This window comes from Pelomonas sp. CA6 (assembly GCF_022549225.1).
Taxonomy (GTDB): Bacteria; Pseudomonadota; Gammaproteobacteria; order Burkholderiales; family Burkholderiaceae_C; genus Roseateles.
In genome coordinates this window covers 700,957-721,950 of the sequence record NZ_JAKZFD010000001.1, presented here as the reverse complement: position 1 = coordinate 721,950, position 20,994 = coordinate 700,957, and the positions used below count along the sequence as shown (strand labels likewise).

Below are 20,994 nucleotides of genomic sequence, written 5' to 3'. Positions count from 1 at the left end.
CGCCCGATGGGGTTCCCTACCGCGGAAAGCCTGGGTGGGCGACCTGTTCAGCTTCGTTAGACTGCGATTTTAGCTTTTGCCCCCGGAGACCCCCGATGGCCGACCCCATTCTGCTGGCCCGCCACGGCGACATCGAGTGCCAGTTGTTGCCTGCGCTGGCCAACCGCCACGGCCTGATCACCGGCGCCACCGGCACCGGCAAGACCATCAGCCTGCAGAAACTGGCCGAATCTTTCTCGCTGATGGGCGTGCCCGTCTTCATGGCCGACGTGAAGGGCGACCTGACCGGCATCTCGCAGACCGGCCAGCCCAGCGCCAAGCTGCTGTCCATCCTGAAGGAGCGCGGCCTGGACGCGCCCACGCCGGTAGCCTGCCCGACCACGCTGTGGGACGTCTTCGGCGAACAGGGCCACCCGGTGCGCGCCACCGCCTCCGACATGGGCCCGCTGCTGCTGGCGCGCATGTTGTCGCTCAACGACACCCAGGCCGGCGTGCTGCAGCTGGTGTTCAAGATCGCCGACGACGCCGGCCTGCTGCTGCTGGACCTGAAGGACCTGCGCGCGATGCTGCAGCATGTGGGCGACAACGCCAGCCAGTTCACCACGCAGTACGGCAACGTCTCGGCCGCCAGCATCGGCGCGATCCAGCGCGGGCTGCTGCAGATCGAGGCCCAGGGCGGCGACAAGTTCTTCGGCGAGCCCATGCTCAACATCGCCGACTTCATGCAGACCGAGTCGAGTCGGGGGGTGATCAACATCCTGGCCGCCGACAAGCTGATGGCGGCGCCGCAGCTGTACGCCACCTTCCTGCTGTGGATGCTGTCGGACCTGTTCGAGACCCTGCCCGAGGTCGGCGACCTGGACAAGCCCAAGCTGGTCTTCTTCTTCGACGAGGCGCATTTGCTCTTCAAGGACGCGCCGGCCGCGCTGGTGCAGCGCATCGAGCTGGTCGTGCGCCTGGTGCGCTCCAAGGGCGTGGGCGTCTACTTCGTCACCCAGAACCCGCTGGACATCCCCGACTCCGTGCTTGGACAGCTGGGCAACCGCGTGCAGCATGCGCTGCGCGCCTTCACGCCGCGCGACCAGAAGGCGGTCAAGGCCGCCGCCGAGACCATGCGCGCCAAGCCCGGTCTGGACATCGCCAGCGCGATCGGCGAACTGGGCGTGGGCGAGGCCCTGGTCAGCCTGCTCGACGACAAGGGCCGGCCCAGCATCACCGAGCGCGTCTATGTGCTGCCCCCGGGCAGCCAGATCGGCCCGATCACGCCCGAGCAGCGCCAGGCCCTGATCAGGAATTCGCTGGTCGCCGGCGTCTATGAACAGGCGGTGGACCGCGAATCGGCGTACGAGAAGCTCACCGGCCGCGTGGCCGCCGGCGCAGGCGGTGCCGCTCCGTCCTCCCCGCGCGGGGGCTCGATGGCCGACGAAGCCGACGCGGTGCTGCATCCGCGCGGCGGCGCCGCGCCGGCGCCCGCCGGCGGCAGCGCCGATGGCGGCGGCGGCATGCTGGACGGGCTCAAGGACGTGCTGTTCGGCTCCACCGGCCCGCGCGGCGGCCGCCGCGAAGGGCTGGCCGAAGCGGCCGCCAAGTCGGCGCTGCGCTCCATCGGATCCTCGGTTGGCCGTGAAATCGTTCGTGGTGTGCTGGGCAGTCTGCTCGGCGGCGGCAGCAGCAGCAAGCGGCGCTGAGCCGCCGCGCGCCGCGCCGCAACGCCCGGCCGGTGGCGAGGACATCGCCTGGGTCTGGGACCACCAGGCCCCGCCACTGCGCGCGCGCGCCTGGGCCGTGACCGTCACCCAGCTGCAGCTGCAGGGCGAGGGGCTGCATGCGCGCGCGCGCCTGCGGCGCCTGCCGCCGCCCGAAGGCCGCGCGGTCACGCCGGTGGTCCACGTCGAGCAGGCGCCGCGCGCCACGCCCGGTCCGCTGACGCCGGCGCAATTGAGCGGCATCGCGCGCCGCGTCCACGACGCGGCCGCCACCAGCACCAGCGGCTGGGTGCAGCTGGACTTTGAGGCCCGGCCTTCGCAGCGCGACAGCTATCACGCGCTGGTGCGCCAGATCCGGCAAGACCTGCCCCCGCGCCTGCGCCTGTCGGTGACGCTGCTGGCCTGGCAATGTCGCAGCACGGCCTGGATCGCGCCGCTGGCCGCCGACGAGCTGGTGCCCATGTTCTTCCGCCTCGGCGCGCAGCGCGAGGCCTGGATGGCGATGGCGCGCGACGGCGGCGCGCGGCTGCAGCCGCGCTGCCGCGCCGCGGCCGGCTTCGCGCCCGACGCCCTGGCGCCGGGCCAGCCGCCCTCGTGGCAGCGCCAATGGCCACGCCGCTACTGGTTCAATCTCCGTCCCGGCCGGGCCACGGCCTGGGACCCCGACCTGGAATCCTCCCTATGGCCTTCGCCCTGAACAAGCGTCTCCTGCCCGTCTTGCTGAGCCTGCTGGCTTCGACCGCACAGGCCAGCGGCGCCGGGCCGCAGGACTACTTCGTCTGGCGCGAGCACAGCGACATGCCCACGGCGGCCGTGCTGCGCGGCGAGCCGGGCCTGCTGCTGCCCAGCTTCCACCGCGTCCATCTCTACCCGGGCTGGCGCGCGCTGGCCAGCCGCGACGCCGCACTGCCGCTCAAACCCCTCAGCGACGAGGCCCTGCACCTGGCCTGCTGCGACGCCGGCGCGGCCACCCTGCAGGGCGCAGACGAGCCGGCGCGCGACGCGATACGGACCTGGCTGGAGACGCGCGTCGCGGTGCAGCCGCAGCCGCCGCGCGCCCTGCCCTCGCCGCTGAAGTCCCTGGGCCGGGACGGCTGGGACTGGTTCCTGAACTGCCCCGACCCGGCCTTCCGCTTCGCCAGCGACACCCTGGCGCAGCTGAAACAGCGCCGCGACGCCACGCCCGAGCGGCTGCGCGCCTGGGTGCAGGCGCAGGACCAGGTGTTCGAGCACTGCGCGTCCCGCGGCGTCCCCGCGCCGGTCGGAGGCAAGGCCGCGCCCCAGCCGCTGCCCGAGCCACCGCAGGCGCTGGCCGCCAGCGAAGCGCTGTACTGGCGCCAGGCGCGCGACTACCAGCGCGCCGCGGCCGCCTTCTATGCCGGCGACTGGGCCAGCGCGACACCGGCCTTCCACCGCATCGCGGTCGACGACGGCCATCCCTGGCAGGCCTGGGCCGCGCTGGCCGAGCTGCGCAGCGTGCTGCGCGAGGCCTCGCTGGCCGGCCGCATGACGGCCGAGCCGCGCCCCGCCGCGCAGGCCCTGCTGCAGCGCCTGCGCGCGCTGGCCGCCGCCATCGCCGCCCACCGCGACTGGGGCATGCAGCAGCGTGCCGCGCAGGACCTGATCGCGCTGGCCGAGGCCCGGCTGGTGCCGGACGAGCGCTTCGCGGCCCTGTCCGCCGAGCTGCAGCGGCTCGACCAGGCACCCGGGCGCCACGCGCTGAGCGACTGGGTGCGCCTGGCCGACGCCCGCTTCGACGGCAACGCCCAGGCCCTGCCCCCGGCCCGTGCCGCCCATCCCATGCTGGACTGGATGAGCGCCCTGCAGCAGTGCGAGCCCCTCGCGGACCCGGCGCCGGCGGCGGACCGCCAGCGCCGCGCCGCCGCCTTCGAGCATGCGCTGCAGCGCTGGCAGGCACGCCCCGGGGCGCTGTGGCTGGTGCCGCTGCTCAGCTGCGCGGACGGCGCGGCGCTGGAACGCCAACCCGCGCAGGCGCAGGCCCTGCTGAAGGCCGTCGACGCGTTGCCCGCCGACCATCCGGCCGCGGCGACGCTGCGCTGGCAGCAACTGCGCCTGCTGCGCGAACTGGGCCAGCTGGACCGCGCCCGCGCGCTGCTGCCCGCGCTGCAGGCGCTGAAGCTGCCCTCGGTCAGCGCACGCAATCTGATCGCGCAGCAGGCCCTGAGCCTGGCGCGCAACCTGGACGAGGCGCGCCCCTGGCTGGCGCGCGAATGGGCCGGCTGGCGCGACGCCGACAGCGGCGCCGAGGGCCGCCCGGCGGCCCCCCAGCCCGCACTGGCCGAGGACGGCGCCCGCCTGATCACCACCCGGCTGAGCCTGGCGCAATGGCAGGCCCTGGTCGAGGCGCCGGACCTGGCGCGCGAGTTGCGCGTGCCGCTGACCCTGGGCCTGTGGTGGCGCGCCGAGCTGCTGGGGCAGACCGGTCGCGCGCAGGCGGCCGCGCGCTTGCTGGCGCGGCTGGACCCGCGCCAGGCCGCCACCGTGCGACCGTATCTGGCCGCCGGCAGCGCGCCGGCACGTCGCGAGGCCCTGTGGCGCGCGACGCTGGCCCAGCCGCTGCGCGCCGCGGTCGGCACGGGGCTGGGGCAGGACGTCCGCTTCGAGGGCCCGCTGCCATCGACACCGCTCGACGATGCCGTGGCCTCCGCCTGGTGCCGGCTGGACCAGGCGGACACCGGCTGGATCGACGACGGCAGCGTGGAGCGCGTGCCGCCGCTGCCGCCGCAGTTCGCGCCGGCACCGGAACTCGCGGCCGAGCAGGCCGCACTGAAGGCCCAGGGCAGCGCCACCGGGGCCTTTGCGCGCTGGGTGCTGCAGCGCGCGCAGCAAAAGCCCGCGCCGGCCGACCTGGACTGGCTGCTCTACGTCGGCATCCAGTCCACCCGTGGCGGCTGCGTGGACCCGGACAACGGACGCCAGTCGCAGGCCATGCACCGGCTGCTGCACCAGCGCTTCCCGCGCTCGCCCTGGGCCGCCCAGTCCCCCTACTGGTACCGCTGATCCGGCCGCTCGCGCCGGCCCGGCGCGCCCGGCGCCAGCGGGCGGCACTTCGTCGCGGCGCCCTGGCCGCGCCGTCCGCGATGCGCGACAGTGCAACCAGCGCCACGGCGAGCCGGGCCCCGGTGTTCGGTATGCTGGACACCGACCCACCCGCACCACCCGCTCCCTGATTCCGGCCCGCAGCGGCTCCCCGACCCACCCAGCCCCGGACTCCCGTGCCCCCACCCGCCGCCCCGTTGATCCCCGCCCCCAAGGACTGGCCACGCTGGTGGCTGCAGCAGGTCCTCATCCTGGTCCTGGTCACCGTGGGCATCACCGCGCTGCTGATGCTGGTGTTTCGCCAGCGCCTGCTGCCGACCCTGACCTACACCTTCTTCATCACCCTGTGCTGCTCGGTCTGCACACAGTCGCTGCGCATCCTCCTGGCGCGCCTGCTGCGCCGCGACGGCGGCGAATGGCCCGGTTGGCCGCTGATGATGCTGAGCCTGGTGCTGGGCACCGGGCTGGGCTACTCGCTGGGCAACGAAATCGCCAACGCGGTCACCGGCTACAACGAGGCCGGGCTGCACAACACCAGCCTGCGCCGCGCGCTGACCATCATGGCCATCTCGCTGCTGCCCGGCCTCGCGCTGACGGTGTTCTTCCTGAACCGCCAGCGCCTGGCCGCCGCCGAGGCGCGCGCGCAGACCATGCAGCGCCAGGTGGCGGAGACCCAGCTGGCGCTGCTGCAGTCCCAGCTGGAGCCGCACATGCTGTTCAACACCCTGGCCAACCTGCGCGTGCTGATCAGCATGGACGCGGCGCGCGCGCAGCAGATGCTGGACCACCTGATCGCCTTCCTGCGCGCCACGCTGACAGCCTCGCGCGCGGCGCGCCACAGTCTGAAGGACGAGTTCGGCCGCCTCGCCGACTACCTAGCGCTGATGCAGGTGCGCATGGGCGCGCGGCTGCGCCCCGAGCTGGAGCTGCCCGCCGCGCTGGAGACGCTGCCGGTGCCGCCATTGCTGCTGCAGCCGCTGGTCGAGAACGCGATCAAGCACGGGCTGGAGCCGCATGTCGGCGGTGGGCTGCTGCGCGTGCAGGCCCACGTCGACGGCGACACGCTGCGCCTGCGCGTCGAGGACGACGGCCGCGGGCTGGCCGCGCCGGCCTCCCCCCGCGGCGCGCCGGCAACACCTGGCACCGGCTTTGGCACCCAGCAGGTGCGCGAGCGCCTGGCGGTCTGCTATGGCGACGCCGCACAGTTCCTGCTGCTGCCCCGCGACGGCGGTGGCACGCGCGCCGAGATCCGCATCCCGCTGGCCGCGCTGGCCGGCACCGATTCCCAAGCCAAGACCTGCTGACCATGCCCACCGCCCTGATCGCCGAAGACGAGGAACTGCTGGCCGCCCACCTGCGCCAGGAACTGGCCGCGCTGTGGCCGGAGCTGCGCATCGTCGCCACCGCGCCGCACGGCACGGCCGCCGTCGAACTGGCGCTGCAGCACCAGCCCGACCTGTGCTTCCTGGACATCCGCATGCCGGGCCAGACCGGGCTGGAGGCCGCCGAGCAGCTGGCCGAGGACTGGCCCGAGGGCCGGCCGCTGCCGCTGCTGGTCTTCGTGACCGCCTACGACCAGTACGCGCTGCAGGCCTTCGAGCGCGCGGCGGTGGACTATGTGCTCAAGCCCGTGCAGCGCGAGCGCCTGGCGCAGACCGTGCAGCGCCTGCAGCAGGCCCTGGCGCAGCGCCAGGGCGCGCAGGGCCCGGCGCAGGACGCGGTGCTGGCCCAGCTGCGCGCGCTGCTGGGCTCGCCGGCGGCCGGCCAGGCGCCCGCCGCGGCAACGCTGCGCCATCTGCAGGTGGGCGTGGGCAGCGGCATCCTGATGCTGCCGCTGGACGAGGTGCTCTACCTGGAGGCGGCCGACAAATACCTGCGCGTGCAGACCGCGGACAAGGACTATCTGGTACGCGTCTCGCTGCGCGAGCTGCTGCCGCAGCTGGACCCGCAGCGCTTCTGGCAGATCCATCGCGGCACCATCGTGCAGGTGGACGCCATCCACCGCCTGAGCCGCGACGACAACGGCAAGCTCACGCTGCATCTGCGCCAGCGCCCCGAGACCCTGGGGGTGAGCCGCATGTATGCCCATCTCTTCAAGGCGCTGTAGGCGCCGCCCGATAGAATCTCAGGCCTTCCAAAGCACGGAATGCACCCGATGTCCACCGACGCCAAGGCCACCGCCACCGCCGACAAGGCCACCCCCGACGCCGCCGTCAAACCCAGCAACTTCCTTCGCGCCATCATCGAGCGCGACCTGGAGCAGGGTTTCCAGCCGCAGCGGCACTTCGGCGGCGGCCCCGGCGATGCCGCGCACCATGCGGCCGGCCCGCTGGACGCGGCCCGCATCCGCACGCGCTTCCCGCCCGAGCCCAACGGGTATCTGCACATCGGCCATGCCAAGAGCATCTGCCTGAACTTCGGGCTGGCGCGCGACTACGGCGGCGCCTGCCACCTGCGCTTCGACGACACCAACCCCGAGAAGGAAGAGCAGGAATACGTCGACGCGATCAAGGAAATGGTCGCCTGGCTGGGCTGGTCCTGGGAACAGGGCGGGCAGTCCAACCTCTACTACGCCAGCAACTACTTCGACTTCATGTACCGCGCCGCCGAGTACCTGGTCTCGCAGGGGCTGGCCTATGTGGACGAGCAGACGGCCGAGGAGATGCGCGCCAACCGCGGCGACTTCTCCACGCCGGGCAAGAACAGCCCCTTCCGCGACCGCACGCCGGAGCAGAACCTCGCGCGCCTGCGCGAAATGCGCGACGGCAAGCACCCCGACGGCGCGATGGTGCTGCGGGCCAAGATCGACATGGCCTCGCCCAACATCAACCTGCGCGACCCGGCGCTGTACCGCATCCGCCGCGCCACCCACCACAACACCGGCGACACCTGGTGCATCTACCCGATGTACACCTACGCCCACCCGATCGAGGACGCGCTGGAGTGCATCACCCACTCCATCTGCACGCTGGAGTTCGAGGACCAGCGCCCGTTCTACGACTGGCTGCTGGAGCGCCTGGCCGAGGGCGGCCTGCTCGCGCGCCCGCTGCCGCACCAGTACGAGTTCGGCCGCCTGAACCTGAGCTATGTCGTGACCTCCAAGCGCAAGCTGCGCCAGTTGGTCGAGGAAGGCCATGTGGACGGCTGGGACGACCCGCGCATGCCCACGCTGGTGGGCATGCGCCGCCGCGGCTACACGGCCGAGAGCATCCGCGCGATGGTCGAGAGCACCGGCGCGAGCAAGACCAACAGCTGGATCGACTACTCGGTGCTGGACGGCTGCCTGCGCGGCGACCTGGAAGGCAAGGCCGCGCGCGCGATGGCGGTGCTGGACCCGCTGCCGCTCAAGCTCGGCAACTACGCCGACATCTTCGGCAGCCTCGAGCACCGCGAGCCCTGCAGCGCGCCAGCCCATCCGCATCTGCCGGAGCTGGGCACGCGCCAGTTCTCGCTGGGTCCCACGCTGTGGATTGAGCGCGAGGACTTCATGGAAGTCCCCGTCAAGGGCTATCACCGCCTCTACCCGGGCAACAAGGCGCGCCTGAAGTACGGCTATGTGATCGAGTGCACCGGCTGCGAGAAGGACGCCGAGGGCCGCGTCACCGCGGTGCTCGCCAACCTGGTGCCCGACACCAAGAGCGGCACTCCGGGCGCCGACGCGATCAAGGTCAAGGGCGTGATCACCTGGGTGGGCGCGCACGAGGCCGTGCCCACCGAGCTGCGCCTCTACGACCGCCTGTTCACCGAGCCGCAGCCCGATGCCGGCGAGCGCAACTTCCTCGAGCTGCTCAACCCCGCCGCCAAGCGCGTGACGCGCGGCTACCTCGAGCCTTCGCTGGCCGGCGCCCAGCCGGAACAGAAGTTCCAGTTCGAGCGCCACGGCTACTTCGTCGCCGACCGCGTCGACCACCGCGCCGACGCGCCGGTGTTCAACAAGATCACCGGGCTGAAGGACGGCTGGGGCAAGTGAGGCAAGAGCGCCGCGCCCCCGCGAGGGGCGTGGCGCGATCTCGGCCGGGGCTCAGCCCTTGACCGATGCGCTGCGGATCAGCGCCTCCACACGCGGCTGGTAGCGCGGGAAGAACACCAGGCGCGGCGCGCTGTAGTGGATCACGAACAGCTCGCCGTTGCGCACCGCGCCATAGGCCATGCCGCGCATCGGCACGTCGTCGACCTTGCGGTTGAGCGCGTACTCGAAGCGGAAGCCCTGGCCCCCCAGGAAGCTGGCCGGCTCCAGCTTTTCCAACTGGAAGCTGGAGCCGTCGCGCGTCAGCAGCGCCTCGTACAGCGCGACGATGTCGGCCGGCTGCATGTCGGCGCGGAAGTTCAGCGGCTTCTTGCTCTTGTCGTTGTCCATCAGCCGGGTGATGGGCTGGCCGTCCTTGATGCCCACGTAGAACTGCAGCGCGTCGACGGTGATGCCTTCCACGGTCCAGGTCGGCGTGTTGTTGCCCAGGCCCTGCTCGAACTGGTTCCAGGCCGTGTCCAGCTTCAGCGCCAGCCGGTTGCCAACCACCGCGTCGCCGCTGGCCACCTTGGTCACCGCGGCACAGCCCGACAGCACCAGGGCCACGCACAGCGCGGCCAGCTTCGCATTCAGCGTCTTTTTCAACGTTCGCTCCCTCAAAGAAAACTCTTGATCAGCCCGGCGTCGGCGGCCTCGGGCGCCAGTTCGACATAGCGGGCAAAGGCGGCGCGCGCCTGCTCGGTCTGTTCGCGGCTGCGGTGGATGTAGCCCTGCGCGCGGTACAGCTGCGGCGGCTCCTGCCCGATCGCGCGGGCCTGCTCGAAGTCCTGCAGCGCCAGGTCCAGGTCGCCGTCCTGCGCGCGCAGCCGGCGCGTCTCGCCGCGGAAGTACAGCAGGTCCGCGCGCTGCGGCGAGCGCTTCACCAGCCGGTCCAGCAGCACCAGGGTTTCGCCGTGCTGGCCGCGCTTGAGCTCGTCCTCCAGCATCATCTGCTGCAGCGTGGCCAGGCGGCTGCCCAGTTCCGCCTCGCCGACGAAGCCGCCGCTGTCCGCCTCGGCCAGCCGCGTCAGCGTCGCGCTGCGCTCCTCCGACGGCGGATGGGTGGCGAACAGCGGGCTGCCGCGCGAGGGGTCGTGGCCCGCCGCCACCTCGGCGCGCAGGTTCTCCCAGATCTTGGCCGCCTCGCGGGTGTCATAGCCGGCGCGGCGCATCAGCGCCAGGCCGATGCTGTCCGCCTGGCGCTCCTGATCGCGCGAGAAGCCAAAGGCGCCGGCCAGCGCCGCCATCTGCCCCACCAGGCCGACGATGCCGAACATACCCATGAACATGCCGAAGGCGCTGCGCGCCTTGGCGTCGCGCAGGCGTTCCAGCGAATGGCGCTGCAGGTAATGGCCGATCTCGTGGCCCAGCACCGCGGCGAGCTGGGCCTCGTTGTCCACCCGCAGCAGCAGGCCGGACCAGACCTGCATCATCCCGTTGGGGGCCATCGACGCATTGAAGAAGGGCGTGCGCACCGGGTAGACGCGCACGTCGGCGCAATGGTCGCCGGCCAGCTTGCAGGCGATCTCCTGCAGATAGTCGCGCAGCGGCGCGTCGCGCAGCAGGAAGGGGCTGCGGCGCAGCTTGGTTTCCTCGCGCTCCATCATCGCCCACAGCCCGCCCTCGTCGCTGCCCGCCTCGGGCCGGACGAAGCGCGCCGGTGCGGCCCACTGCTCCTGCGCCAGCGTGGCGCAATGCAGGCAGCCCAGCCCCAGCCCGGCCACCAGGGTACGGCGCTTCATCACTGCACCTTGGGGAAGCCGCTCAGCAGCGCCTCGATGGATTCGGCGGCCGGCTCGGCCTCGCGCAGGTCGCCACTGCCACGAGCCAGACGGTTGAACCACAACACCTGCCCGCTGCTGAGATCGACCAGCGAGGCATAACCCACCTGGGCGCCCCCGGTGATGCCCACGCCCAGCAGCGCAAGGCCCACCATGGCCAGCTTGCGCTCGGCGCTGGCATAGCTGTCGCGCACCCAGACAAAGAGCCCGTACTGCGCGCCCGTCTTGGCCTGGATGGGCTTCATGGCCTCGGCAAAGCTCCAGTCCAGCTTGCCGTCCTTGGTGGGCAGCGACCAGCCGCCGCCCACCGAGTGATGCAGCGCGATCGAGCGCGCCACTGCGGCATGCAGCGCCAGCAGCTCGCCGAACTCGTCGGCCTCACGCTCTTCCAGGTGCAGGGTCTTGATGCCCAGCTTGTCGGCCTTGCTGGCCAGCGCGCCACGCATATGGCCCTGGGCCGCCGCGGTCCAGTCGGCGCGCGGCTCGTTCACGCCGCCGGCCGACATCGAGAACAGCTCCACGTCCACGGGCATCACCACGACCGACGAAGACTTGGCCAGCTGGCTGAAGCCCGGCGCCAGGTTCTGTTCCGCCAGCGCGGGGTGGAGGCTCAGGCTGGCCGCCATCAGCAGCCCGGCCAGCATGGATTTCGTGTTCATCGTTTCTCCCTGGTGATGCGTCCCGCGACAGGCGCGGGCGCCGCAATGTAACACCCGGACACGACAGTTTTTCCTCGTGGGGACCCCAAGGCCGTGGGGAGGCGGACACCCGTCCGCGCAAGCCCGTCCGCACCGTCCGCGCCACTGTCCGCCCGCTGTCCGCGGACAGTGGACGCCGCCCGACGAAGCCACCAAGTCGTTGAATCACAAACGATTTCCAGCAAACGGGAGCTTGGCACGGCCCTTGCGTTCCTTGGCGGGACGCCTCACACAGGGACCTCTCGATGATCCGCGACACCTCCGCCCAAGACCGCCCCATGGCGACCGACGCGCGCCGCCGCTGGCGCAAGCCCGCGTTGCTGGCACTGACGGCCGCGCTGCTGGCCGGCGCCGCCTGGGGCCTGGCTCAGCGCCTGGGCGCGGCCGGCGGCAATTCCGTCAGTCTGCAGCGCCTGGCCGTGGCCACGGTGGAAGTCGGCCCGCTGCAGCGCGACGTGGCTGGCGAGGGCCGCGTCGTGGCGGCCAACAGCCCCACGCTCTATGCCACCGCCAGCGGCTTGCTGAGCTTCCGCGTCAAGGCCGGCGACCGCGTGACGCGCGGTCAGCTGCTGGCCGAACTCGACAGCCCCGAGCTGCGCGCCCGCCTGGCCCAGGAGCAGAGCAATGCCGACGCGCAGAAGGCCGAACTGCTGCGCGCGCAGGTCGATGCGCGCCAGCAGCGCTCGGAGCTCAAGAGCGCGCTGGAAAACGCGCAGATCGACCTGCAGACCGCGCGCAACGACCTCGCCCGCCAGACCAAGGCCTACGAGGCCGGTGCCGTCGCCGGCATGCAGGTGGACAAGGCCCGCGACGCGCTGGAGAAGGCGCGCATCGCGGTCGCCCACGCCGAGGCGGGCCTGGCGATGAAGGACGACAGCCTGAAGTTCGAGCTGCAGGCCAAGCAGCAGGCCCTGCAGCGCCAGACCCTGCTGGTGCAGGACCTGCGGCGCCAGGTCGGCGAGCTGGCGCTGCGCTCGCCGGTGGACGGCCAGGTGGGCCAGCTGCTGGTCGCCGAACGCGCCAACGTGGCCAGCGGCGCCGGGCTGCTGACCGTGATCGACCTCAGCGCGCTGGAGGTGCAGATGCAGGTGGCCGAGAGCTTCGCCCGCGAACTCGCCGTGGGCATGCCCGGCGAAATCAGCGGCGCCGGGCGCAGCTGGCCGGGCCGCATCAGCTCGGTCTCGCCCGAGGTCGTCAACGGCGAGGTCGCGGCGCGGCTGCGCTTCGATGGCGCCGTGCCCGACCAGCTGCGCCAGAACCAGCGCCTGTCGGTGCGCGTGCTGCTGGACAAGCGCGACAAGGTGCTGGGCCTGGCGCGCGGCAGCTTCGTCGAGGAAGGCGGCGGCCGCTGGGCCTATGTGCTCAAGGACGGCATCGCGACGCGGCGCGCGGTGCGCCTGGGCGCGCAGGGCCTGTCCAAGGTCGAGGTGCTGGAAGGCCTGGCGCCCGGCGAGCAAGTCGTGATCAGCGGCGCCCAGGCCTTCGGCGACGCCGCGCAGGCCACCGTCAGCCCCTGACCCCCGCGGGCCGGCCGCGCCGGCCCTCCCGAAGAAACCCACGAGGAGAGGACCCCATGCTCAAGATGCAATCGCTGTCCAAGGTCTACCGCACCGAGATGATCGAGACCTATGCGCTGCGCGACTTCAACCTGCAGGTGAACGAGGGCGAATTCGTCGCCGTGACCGGCCCGTCGGGCTCGGGCAAGACCACCTTCCTGACCATCGCCGGGCTGCTGGAGTCCTTCAGCGGCGGGCGCTACGAGCTGGACGGCGTCAACGTCAGCGCGATGGACGACAACCAGCGCTCACGCCTGCGCAACGAGAAGATCGGCTTCATCTTCCAGGCCTTCAACCTGATCCCCGACCTGAACGTGCTGGACAACATCGAGGTGCCGCTGCGCTACCGCGGGCTGAAGTCCGACGAGCGCAAGCGCCGCGCGCGCGAGGCGCTGGCGCGCGTGGGGCTGTCGGCGCGCGAGCGCCACTACCCGGCGGAGCTATCCGGCGGCCAGCAGCAGCGCGTCGCCATCGCCCGCGCGCTGGCGGGCCAGCCGCGCCTGCTGCTCGCCGACGAACCCACCGGCAACCTGGACAGCAGCATGGCGCGCAGCGTGATGGAGCTGCTGGAGGAGCTGCATCGCGAGGGCGCCACCATCGTGATGGTCACCCACGACCCGCAGCTGGCCGCGCGCGCGCAGCGCAATGTGCATGTGATCGACGGCCAGGTGGTGGACATCGCCGCCGAGCTGCACCTGGATCCGGCGCTGCTGCGCGCGGGGACGCCGGCATGAGGGCAGCACCGCGGCTCAAGCTCGCGGCGGCGGCGCTGCTCGCGCTGGCCTGCGCCGGCTGCTGTCTGCCGGCGGCGGCGCAGACCGCCGCGCCGCCCGTCGTCGACGATTTGCTGAGCATCTATGCCCAGGCGCGCGGCGCCGATCCGCTGTTGGCCAGCGCCCACGCGCTGCGCGGCCAGCAGCAGGAGCTCGCCGTGCAGGCGCGCGCCGCGCTGCTGCCGCAATGGACCGCCAGCGCCGGCGAGCTGCGCCATGGCGGCGGCGCGCGCGAGCAGCAGCTGGGCCACAGCCTCAGCCAGGTGCTGCTGGACCTGAGCCGGCTGCGCACGCTGGACGCGGCGCGCACCCTGTTGAGCGCCGAGGACGCACGCGTGCGCGCCGCCGAGTCCGAGCTCTGCGCGCGCGTCGCGCGTGCCTATTTCGGCGTGCTGTCCGCCCAGGCCACGCTGGGCACCGCGCAGCAGATCGAGGAAGCCTACGCCCAGCAGGTGCAGCAAGCGCAATCCCGCTTCGAGGCCCAGCTCAGCGCGGCGATGGACGTCGAACAGGCGCGCGCCTACCACGAGCTGTCGCGCGGCGCCACGGCCCAGGCCCGCGAAGCGCTGGCCGACGCGCGCCAGGCCCTGGCCGAGATCACCGGCCAGCTGCCGCAGACGCTGCGCCCGCTGGCGGCCGAGCTGCCGGCGCATGCACCCGAACCGGCGCAGCCCGAGGCCTGGGTGGCCCAGGCGCTGCGCGACAACCCCTCGCTGCAGGCCCAGGCCCTGGGCCTGAGCGCCAGTGAGCAACGCGTCGCGGCGGCGCGCGCCGCCCACCTGCCCACGTTGTCGCTGGGCTGGGACGGCGAGCGCCGCTCCGGCTCGGCCATCGCCGCGCAGAACGCCGGGCGCTACGACAGCACGGTCGCGCTGCGCCTGAACATCCCGCTGTTCGCCGGCGGCGCGATCGAATCGCAGAAGCGCCTGGCCGTGCATCAGCAAGCCCTGCAGCGCGAGACGCTGGAAGCCGCGCGGCGCGCGCTGGTGCGCGAGACCCAGGCCCAGCACCAGGCGGTGCTGTCGGCGCTGGCGCAGCTGCAGAGCACGCGCGCCGCGGTCGACGCGGCCGAGAAGGCCCTGCTCTCGACGCGCTCCGGCCTGGACCTGGGCGCGCGCAGCATGACCGACCTGCTGCTGGCCATCCAGACGCGCAGCAACGCCCACAACGCGCACGCGCACGCGCGCCACCGCTACGTGCTGGCCACGCTGCTGCTGCAGCAGGCCGCCGGCCAGCTGGGCGAGCGCGAGCTGGCCGCCGTGAATCAACTTCTTGCCTCGGAGCTCTGAGATGCTGGGCTACTACCTGGAACTGGGACTGCGCAGCCTGCGCAGCCATCGCGGACTCACCGTGCTGATGCTGCTGTCCATCGCGATGGGCGTGGCCGCCTGCATGACCACGCTGACGGTCTTTCATGTGCTGTCGGGCGACCCCATCCCGCACAAGAGCGCGCGCCTGTTCAACGTGCAGCTGGACGCCGAGCCGATGAGCGACTACCAGCCCGGCGGCGAGCCCGAGCTGCAGCTCACGCGCACGGACGCCGAGAACCTGCTGCGCGAAAAGCGCGGCCGGCATCAGGTCGCGATGACCGGCGGCAGCCTGGCCGTCGACCCGGCCGGCTCGGGCCTGACCAACAGCTCGCCCTTCTTCGCGACCACGCGCTACGCGAGCGCCGATTTCTTCGCGATGTTCGACGCGCCCTTTGCCCATGGCCGCGGCTGGACCGCCGCGGACGACGAGGCGCAGGCACGCGTGGTGGTGCTGTCGGCCGAGTTGAACGAGCGCCTGTTCGGCGGCGCCGACAGCCGCGGCCGCAACGTGCGGCTGCGCGACAAGGACTTCATCGTGGTCGGCGTGCTGAAGGACTGGCGACCGGCGCCGCACTACTTCGACCTGACGGCGGGCGCCTACGCCAAGCCGGCCGAGCTCTACCTGCCGCTGGCCACCTCGCTGGCCCTGCGCTTCGGCAGCATGGGCACGATGAACTGCTGGGGCAACAACGGCGGCCGCGATCCGCGCGCGCTGAACAGCAACTGCGCCTGGCTGCAGTACTGGGTGCAGCTGGACACGGCCGACGAGGAACGCGCCTACCGCCAATACCTGCTGGACTACTCCGAACAGCAGCGCCGCGCCGGCCGCTTCGAGCGCCCCGCCAACCCGCGCCTCAGCCCGGTGATGGAGTGGCTGTCCAAGCGCAAGGTCGTGCCCAGCGACGTGCGGCTGCAGGTCTGGCTGGCCTTCGGCTTCCTGGTCGTCTGCCTGGTCAACACCGTGGGCCTGCTGCTGGCCAAATGCCTGCGCCGCGCCGGCGAGATCGGCGTGCGCCGCGCGCTGGGCGCGCCGCGCCGCCAGATCTTCCTGCAGTTCCTCGTCGAGGCCGGCAGCCTGGGCCTGGCCGGCGGGCTGCTGGGCCTGCTACTGACCCTGGCGGGCCTGTGGCTGGTGCGCCTGAGCCCGGCGCCCTACGCCGCGCTGGCCCAGCTGGACTGGGCCATGTTCGCCACCACGCTGGCGCTGTCGCTGCTGGCCAGCCTGGCCGCCGGCCTGCTGCCCGCCTGGCGCGCCTGCCAGATCGCCCCCGCGCTGCAACTCAAATCGCAATGAGGCCCGCCCCATGGACATCCTGCCCATCCTCTCGACGCTGAAGCGCCACAAGACCGCCGCGGCGCTGATCGTGCTGCAGATCGCGCTGACCTGCGCCATCGTCTGCAACGCGCTGTTCCTGATCAGCCAGCGCGTCGAGCGCATCCAGACCCCCACCGGCATGCCCGACGACGAGATCGTCACGCTCTTCGTCACCGGGGTCACGCGCGCCGGCAATGCCGAGGCGCAGACGCAGTCCGACCTCGCTCTGCTGCGCGGCCTGCCCGGCGTCAGCGCGGTCGCGCTGACCAACCAACTGCCCTTCGGCCCCAGCTCGCACAACTCCGGCGTGCGCCTGCAGCCGGGCGACAACACGCGCGCGCGCCTGGTGGCCTCGCACTACAGCGCGGGCGAAGGCTGGCTGCAGGCCCTGGGGCTGCGGCTGGCCGAGGGGCGCGATTTCCTGCCCGAGGAATACCTGCCCGGCACGGTGCTGGACGACAACCCCGACCCGCGCGTGCCCGCCGTCATCATCACCCGCGCGATGGCCGAGCAGCTCTTCCCCGGCCAGTCGGCGCTGGGCCAGGCGCTCTACATCTACGGCACCGAGCCGCAGCGCGTGGTCGGCGTGCTGGAGCAACTGCCGCCGCCCTACCCCACCGGCGTGGCGGGCCCCGCCGCCCCGGTGATGGTGACGCCGCTGCGCCCCACCTACCGCAGCGGCACCTTCGTGCTGCGCACCACGCCGCCGCAGCGCGACGCGCTGCTCAAGGCCGCCAGCGCGGCGCTGGAAAAGAACAGCGACGGCGTGAAGCGCATCGTGCGCATGCCGCGCAGCTTCGCGGACATGCGCGAGGCCTACTACCGCCAAGACCGCGCGATGGTCTGGTTGCTGGGCGGCGTCTGCGTCGCGCTGCTCATCGTCACCGCCTTCGGCATCGTCGGCCTGGCCAGCTTCTGGGTGCAGCAGCGCACGCGCATGATCGGCACGCGCCGCGCGCTGGGCGCGACGCGCGGCCAGATCCTGCGCTACTTCCAGACCGAGAACCTGCTGCTGTCCAGCGCCGGCATCGCGCTGGGCATGCTGGGCGCCTATGGCATCAGCCTGCTGCTGATGCGCCACTACGAGCTGCCTCGCCTGCCCTGGCACTACCTGCCGCTGGGCGCGCTGGCGCTGTGGGCGCTGGGGCAGATCGCCGTGCTGGCGCCGGCGCGCCGCGCCGCCGCGCTGCCGCCGGTGGCCGCCCTGCGCGGTGCCTGAGCTGTCGGCAGAACGAGCCGGCCTTGCTATGCTGCGCGCCCGATGCGAACCGTCCTGATCATCGATGACAACCCCGGGGTCTGCGAGGCTCTGGGGCTGCTGCTGTCGCTGCACGACATGCAAGCGCTGCAGGCGCACACGCCGCAGCAGGGCCTGGCGCTGCTGGAGCGCGAGGACGTGGACCTGGTGATCCAGGACATGAACTTCAGCGCCGACACCACCTCCGGCGAGGAAGGCCGGGCGCTGTTCCAGCAGATCCGCCAGCGCCATCCCGACCTGCCGGTGATCCTGCTCACCGCGTGGACCCAGCTGGAGCAGGCCGTGGCCCTGGTCAAGGCCGGCGCCGCGGACTACCTGGCCAAGCCCTGGGACGACGCCAAGCTGCTCGCCAGCGTCGAGAACCTGCTCGAGCTGGGCGAAAGCCAGCGCGCGCTGGGCGAGGCCAGGCGCGACCGCCACCGCCGCCGCGACGCGCTGCTGCAGCGCCACCGGCTGCAGGGGCTGGTGTTCGCGTCCGAGCCCATGCTGCGCAGCCTGGAGCTGGCCTGCCAGGTCGCCCGCTCGGCCGCGCCGGTGCTGATCAGCGGGCCCAACGGCAGCGGCAAGGAGCGCATCGCGGCCATCGTGCATGCCAACTCGGCGGTCGCCACCGGTCCCTTCGTCGCGGTCAACTGCGGCGCACTGCCGGGCGAATTGATCGAGGCCGAACTGTTCGGTGCCGAGAGCGGCGCCTATACCGGCTCGGTGCGCGCCCGCGAGGGCCGCTTCGAGGCCGCGGACGGCGGCACCCTCTTCCTCGACGAGATCGGCAACCTGCCGCTGGCCGGCCAGGTCAAGCTGCTGCGCGTGCTGGAGACCGGCCGCTTCGAGCGCCTGGGCTCCAGCCGCAGCCGCCAGGTCCAGGTGCGCGTGCTCTCGGCCACCAACGCCGACCTGCGCGCGATGGTGCAGGTGGGCAGCTTCCGCGAGGACCTCTACTACCGGCTCAACGTGATCGAGATCGCGCTGCCGGCGCTGGCCGAGCGGCGCGAGGACATCCTGCCGCTGGCCGAGCACTTCCTCGCCGGCCGCGCCCGCCTGGGCGAGCCGGCGCGTGAAGCCCTGCTGCGCCATGCCTGGCCCGGCAATGTGCGTGAGCTGAAGAACGTGATCGAACGCGCCGCGCTGCTCGCGCCGCAGGGCGTGATCGGCGCCGCCGAGCTGGGCCTGCCGTCGGCCGCGGCGGCGGTGCCCGCTTCACGCAACCTGGACGAGCCCAGCCGCGAGGCCGTGCTGGCCGCGCTGGAAGCGGCCTCCGGCGTGGTCAGCCGCGCCGCGCAGGCGCTGGGCCTGTCGCGCCAGGCGCTGTACCGGCGTCTGGAACGCTACGGGCTGGACCACTGAGCCGCCCATGGACGAACCGCGACCGCGCTGGCGTCCCTCGCTGCGGCTGCGCCTGGCGCTGTTCCTGCTCGGCAGCGCGGCGGCCGGGCTGGCCTTGCATGCCGGCTTGAGCGCCTGGCCGCTGCCGCAGCTGCTGCAGGGGCTTGAGCTGGGCGCGGCGCCCGCGCTCTGGAGCCCGCTCGCCTGGGGCCTGAGCCTGCTGTTGCTGCTGCCGCTGGCCTGGTGGCTGGCCGGCGTGCTGCTGGCGCCCCTGGCCCGGCTGCTGCGCGCGCTGGAGGGCACGGTGCTGAGCTACCGCGACGGCGAGTTCGGCAGCGGCATCGCCGCCGCGCCGCCCAGCGGGCTGGCCGAGCTGGCCAGCCTGCTGCAGCTGCACCATGAGCTGGGCCTGGCCTTGCGCGAACAGCGCCGCCAGCTGGCGCAGCGCGAGCTGCTGCTGGACACCGTGGTGCAGAACACCCCGGTGGCGCTGCTGCTGACCGATGAGCGCGAGCGCATCGCCTATGCCAACATCGCCGCGCGCCAGCTGCTGGACGGCGGCCGCGGCCTGGCCGGACGCACGCTGCCCGAGCTGCTGGCCACCGCGCCCCTGGCGCTGCGCGAGGCGCTGGCGGGTGGCCAGGACGGCCTGCTCAGCGTGGAGCTGGACGGACAGGAAGAGCGCTTCCACCTGTCGCAGCGCGAGTTCCGGCTGCAGGGCCAGCCGCACCGGCTGCGCCTGCTGCGCCGCATGACGCGCGAGCTGTCGCGCCAGGAGGTGGCGAGCTGGAAGCGTGTGATCCGCGTGATCAGCCACGAGCTGAACAACTCGCTGGCCCCCATGTCCTCGCTGGCGCACAGCGGTGCCGAGCTGCTGCGCCGCGGCCAGACCGAGCGCGCCACCCAGGTCTTCGCCAGCATTGGCGAGCGGGTCGCGCACCTGCATGGCTTCCTCGCCGGCTATGCGGGCTTCGCCAAGCTGCCCGCGCCGGTGCTGACCCAGGTGGACTGGGCCCCCTTCGTCGCCGGGCTGGGCGCGCACTACGCCTTCCGCATGGAAGGCGCGCTGCCGGCGCAGCCCGGCCTGTTCGACGCCGCCCAGGTCGAACAGGCGCTGATCAATCTGCTGAAGAACGCCCATGAAGCGGGCGGCGATCCGGCCGGCGTGAGCCTGGCCGTGCGTCCGCAGGCGGATGGCTGGTGCCTGGAGGTGAACGACCGCGGGCCCGGCATGAGCGAGGCGCAGCTGGCCCAGGCGCTGCTGCCCTTTTATTCCACCAAGCGCAGCGGCAGTGGCCTGGGGCTGGCGCTGGCGCGTGAAATCGCCGAGGCCCATGGCGGCCGCATTGCGATGGCCAACCGCGAGGGCGGCGGGCTGCGCGTCACGCTGACGCTGCCGCGCGAGCCACAGGCGCCAGCGCCGGTGGCCGCGCCCTGAGCGCAGGCCCTCAATCGCGCGGCTGCACCACGGGGCTGGCGTATTCGTGGCCGACGACGGCACGCGCGAACAGGTAGTTCTCGCGCGCACGCTCGCTCAGCGTGTCCATCTGCACTTCGCCGCGGGCGTTGCAGGGAAAGCTCAGGCCCCGCCCCTGATGGAACAGGGATTCGAAGCGCAGTTGGTAAAGGCGGGACAGATCGCCCTCGAGAGACATGGGCCGGGTGTTCATGGTCAGACTCCGGGCCCGCCGGAGGCGCGGGCCTTGTTGCCACAGTAGGCGGGCGGCCGCGTCTTGATCCGTGCAAAGGTCGCGGAATCGGGGCGCTGTTTCATGTCTGCCCCGCGCAGCGGCAAGAGATCACGGCGGCGGCATCGCCGGCTCCCGGGCATGCCCCGGCAGGGCAAGCGCGGTGCCCGGCGGCGGGCTCAGCCGCCCGCGCGGCGCGGCGCGTGGCCCGCCTTGGCGAGCCAGTCCATCACGCGCGCCAGGTGGTCGCCCTGGATCTCGATCATCCCGTCCTTGACCGTGCCGCCGCTGCCGCAGGCGGCCTTGAGCGCCTTGGCGGTCTCGGTCAACTGGGCCTGGGTCATCGCCAGCCCCTGCACGACCGTGACCGCCTTGCCCTTGCGCCCGGCCGTCTCGCGGCGCACGCGCACGCGGCCGTCGCCCAGCAGGGCCTGCGGGTCGCGGCAGGCGCACTGCGCCTGCGGGCGGCGGCAGTCCGGACAGACGCGGCCGTGATCGGTGGAATAGACCAGGGCCATGG

Annotated in this window: 18 protein-coding genes; 13 read left to right on the top strand and 5 right to left on the bottom strand. The window is 72.6% G+C overall.

Annotated elements, in window-relative coordinates; translation table 11 throughout:
* The first annotated feature begins 95 nt into the window (after positions 1–95).
* The 6 genes from LZ017_RS03220 (at position 96) to LZ017_RS03195 (ending at position 8,736) form a co-directional block, all read left to right on the top strand.
* Complete coding sequence (locus tag LZ017_RS03220; RefSeq protein ID WP_241298584.1) at positions 96–1,688, top strand: helicase HerA-like domain-containing protein; 1,593 nt, start codon at positions 96–98, stop codon at positions 1,686–1,688.
* Entirely contained in the window at positions 1,636–2,403 is a 768-nt protein-coding gene (locus LZ017_RS03215) for a hypothetical protein (RefSeq protein ID WP_241298583.1), read from the top strand. Before LZ017_RS03220 ends, LZ017_RS03215 begins: the two co-directional genes overlap by 53 nt.
* A complete protein-coding gene (locus tag LZ017_RS03210) occupies positions 2,388–4,727 on the top strand; it encodes a hypothetical protein (protein WP_241298582.1) in 2,340 nt (779 codons plus the stop codon). Before LZ017_RS03215 ends, LZ017_RS03210 begins: the two co-directional genes overlap by 16 nt.
* A 236-nt stretch (positions 4,728–4,963) precedes the next feature.
* A complete protein-coding gene (locus LZ017_RS03205; RefSeq protein WP_241298581.1) occupies positions 4,964–6,070 on the top strand; it encodes a sensor histidine kinase in 1,107 nt (368 codons plus the stop codon).
* Positions 6,064–6,873 (top strand): LytTR family DNA-binding domain-containing protein, encoded by an 810-nt coding sequence (locus LZ017_RS03200; RefSeq protein ID WP_241298720.1) that lies wholly within the window; start codon positions 6,064–6,066, stop codon positions 6,871–6,873. The genes LZ017_RS03205 and LZ017_RS03200 overlap by 7 nt, the downstream gene beginning before the upstream one ends.
* Positions 6,874–6,921: 48 nt before the next feature.
* Entirely contained in the window at positions 6,922–8,736 is a 1,815-nt protein-coding gene (locus LZ017_RS03195; protein WP_241298580.1) for a glutamine--tRNA ligase/YqeY domain fusion protein, read from the top strand.
* A 51-nt stretch (positions 8,737–8,787) separates the two neighbouring features.
* Here LZ017_RS03195 and LZ017_RS03190 read toward each other — a convergent pair whose 3' ends face one another.
* From LZ017_RS03190 to LZ017_RS03180, 3 genes are read right to left on the bottom strand one after another with little or no spacing between them, the layout of a single operon-like run.
* Positions 8,788–9,378, bottom strand: a complete 591-nt coding sequence (locus LZ017_RS03190) for a hypothetical protein (RefSeq protein WP_241298579.1) — start codon at positions 9,376–9,378, stop codon at positions 8,788–8,790.
* An 11-nt stretch (positions 9,379–9,389) separates the two neighbouring features.
* Positions 9,390–10,514, bottom strand: a complete 1,125-nt coding sequence (locus tag LZ017_RS03185) for a M48 family metalloprotease (protein ID WP_241298578.1) — start codon at positions 10,512–10,514, stop codon at positions 9,390–9,392.
* Positions 10,514–11,212, bottom strand: a complete 699-nt coding sequence (locus LZ017_RS03180; protein ID WP_241298577.1) for a hypothetical protein — start codon at positions 11,210–11,212, stop codon at positions 10,514–10,516. Before LZ017_RS03180 ends, LZ017_RS03185 begins: the two co-directional genes overlap by 1 nt.
* A gap of 317 nt (positions 11,213–11,529) precedes the next feature.
* Between LZ017_RS03180 and LZ017_RS03175 the strand changes: the two genes are divergently transcribed.
* From LZ017_RS03175 to LZ017_RS03145, 7 genes are read left to right on the top strand one after another with little or no spacing between them, the layout of a single operon-like run.
* Positions 11,530–12,768 (top strand): efflux RND transporter periplasmic adaptor subunit, encoded by a 1,239-nt coding sequence (locus tag LZ017_RS03175; RefSeq protein ID WP_241298576.1) that lies wholly within the window; start codon positions 11,530–11,532, stop codon positions 12,766–12,768.
* A 56-nt stretch (positions 12,769–12,824) separates the two neighbouring features.
* Positions 12,825–13,541, top strand: coding sequence for an ABC transporter ATP-binding protein (locus tag LZ017_RS03170; protein WP_241298575.1), 717 nt, complete (start codon positions 12,825–12,827; stop codon positions 13,539–13,541).
* Entirely contained in the window at positions 13,538–14,869 is a 1,332-nt protein-coding gene (locus LZ017_RS03165; protein ID WP_241298574.1) for a TolC family outer membrane protein, read from the top strand. Before LZ017_RS03170 ends, LZ017_RS03165 begins: the two co-directional genes overlap by 4 nt.
* 1 nt (position 14,870) lies before the next feature.
* On the top strand, positions 14,871–16,184 hold the full coding sequence (locus LZ017_RS03160; protein ID WP_241298573.1) for an ABC transporter permease: 1,314 nt from the start codon (positions 14,871–14,873) through the stop codon (positions 16,182–16,184).
* Between the two features lie 10 nt (positions 16,185–16,194).
* Entirely contained in the window at positions 16,195–17,424 is a 1,230-nt protein-coding gene (locus tag LZ017_RS03155) for an ABC transporter permease (RefSeq protein WP_241298572.1), read from the top strand.
* A 42-nt stretch (positions 17,425–17,466) separates the two neighbouring features.
* The gene (locus LZ017_RS03150; RefSeq protein ID WP_241298571.1) at positions 17,467–18,807 is read left to right on the top strand and encodes a sigma-54 dependent transcriptional regulator; all 1,341 of its coding nucleotides are present in this window, start codon (positions 17,467–17,469) and stop codon (positions 18,805–18,807) included.
* 7 nt (positions 18,808–18,814) lie between these two features.
* The gene (locus LZ017_RS03145; protein WP_241298570.1) at positions 18,815–20,224 is read left to right on the top strand and encodes a PAS domain-containing sensor histidine kinase; all 1,410 of its coding nucleotides are present in this window, start codon (positions 18,815–18,817) and stop codon (positions 20,222–20,224) included.
* Positions 20,225–20,234: 10 nt separating this feature from the next.
* Here the strand turns inward: LZ017_RS03145 and LZ017_RS03140 are convergent, their stop codons facing one another.
* Together LZ017_RS03140 and LZ017_RS03135 are read right to left on the bottom strand one after the other, a co-directional pair.
* Positions 20,235–20,456: a hypothetical protein gene (locus LZ017_RS03140; RefSeq protein WP_241298569.1), complete on the bottom strand. Its 222-nt coding sequence runs from the start codon at positions 20,454–20,456 to the stop codon at positions 20,235–20,237.
* A 197-nt stretch (positions 20,457–20,653) separates the two neighbouring features.
* On the bottom strand, positions 20,654–20,992 hold the full coding sequence (locus LZ017_RS03135; protein WP_241298568.1) for a translation initiation factor Sui1: 339 nt from the start codon (positions 20,990–20,992) through the stop codon (positions 20,654–20,656).
* Between the last annotated feature and the right edge of the window lie 2 nt (positions 20,993–20,994).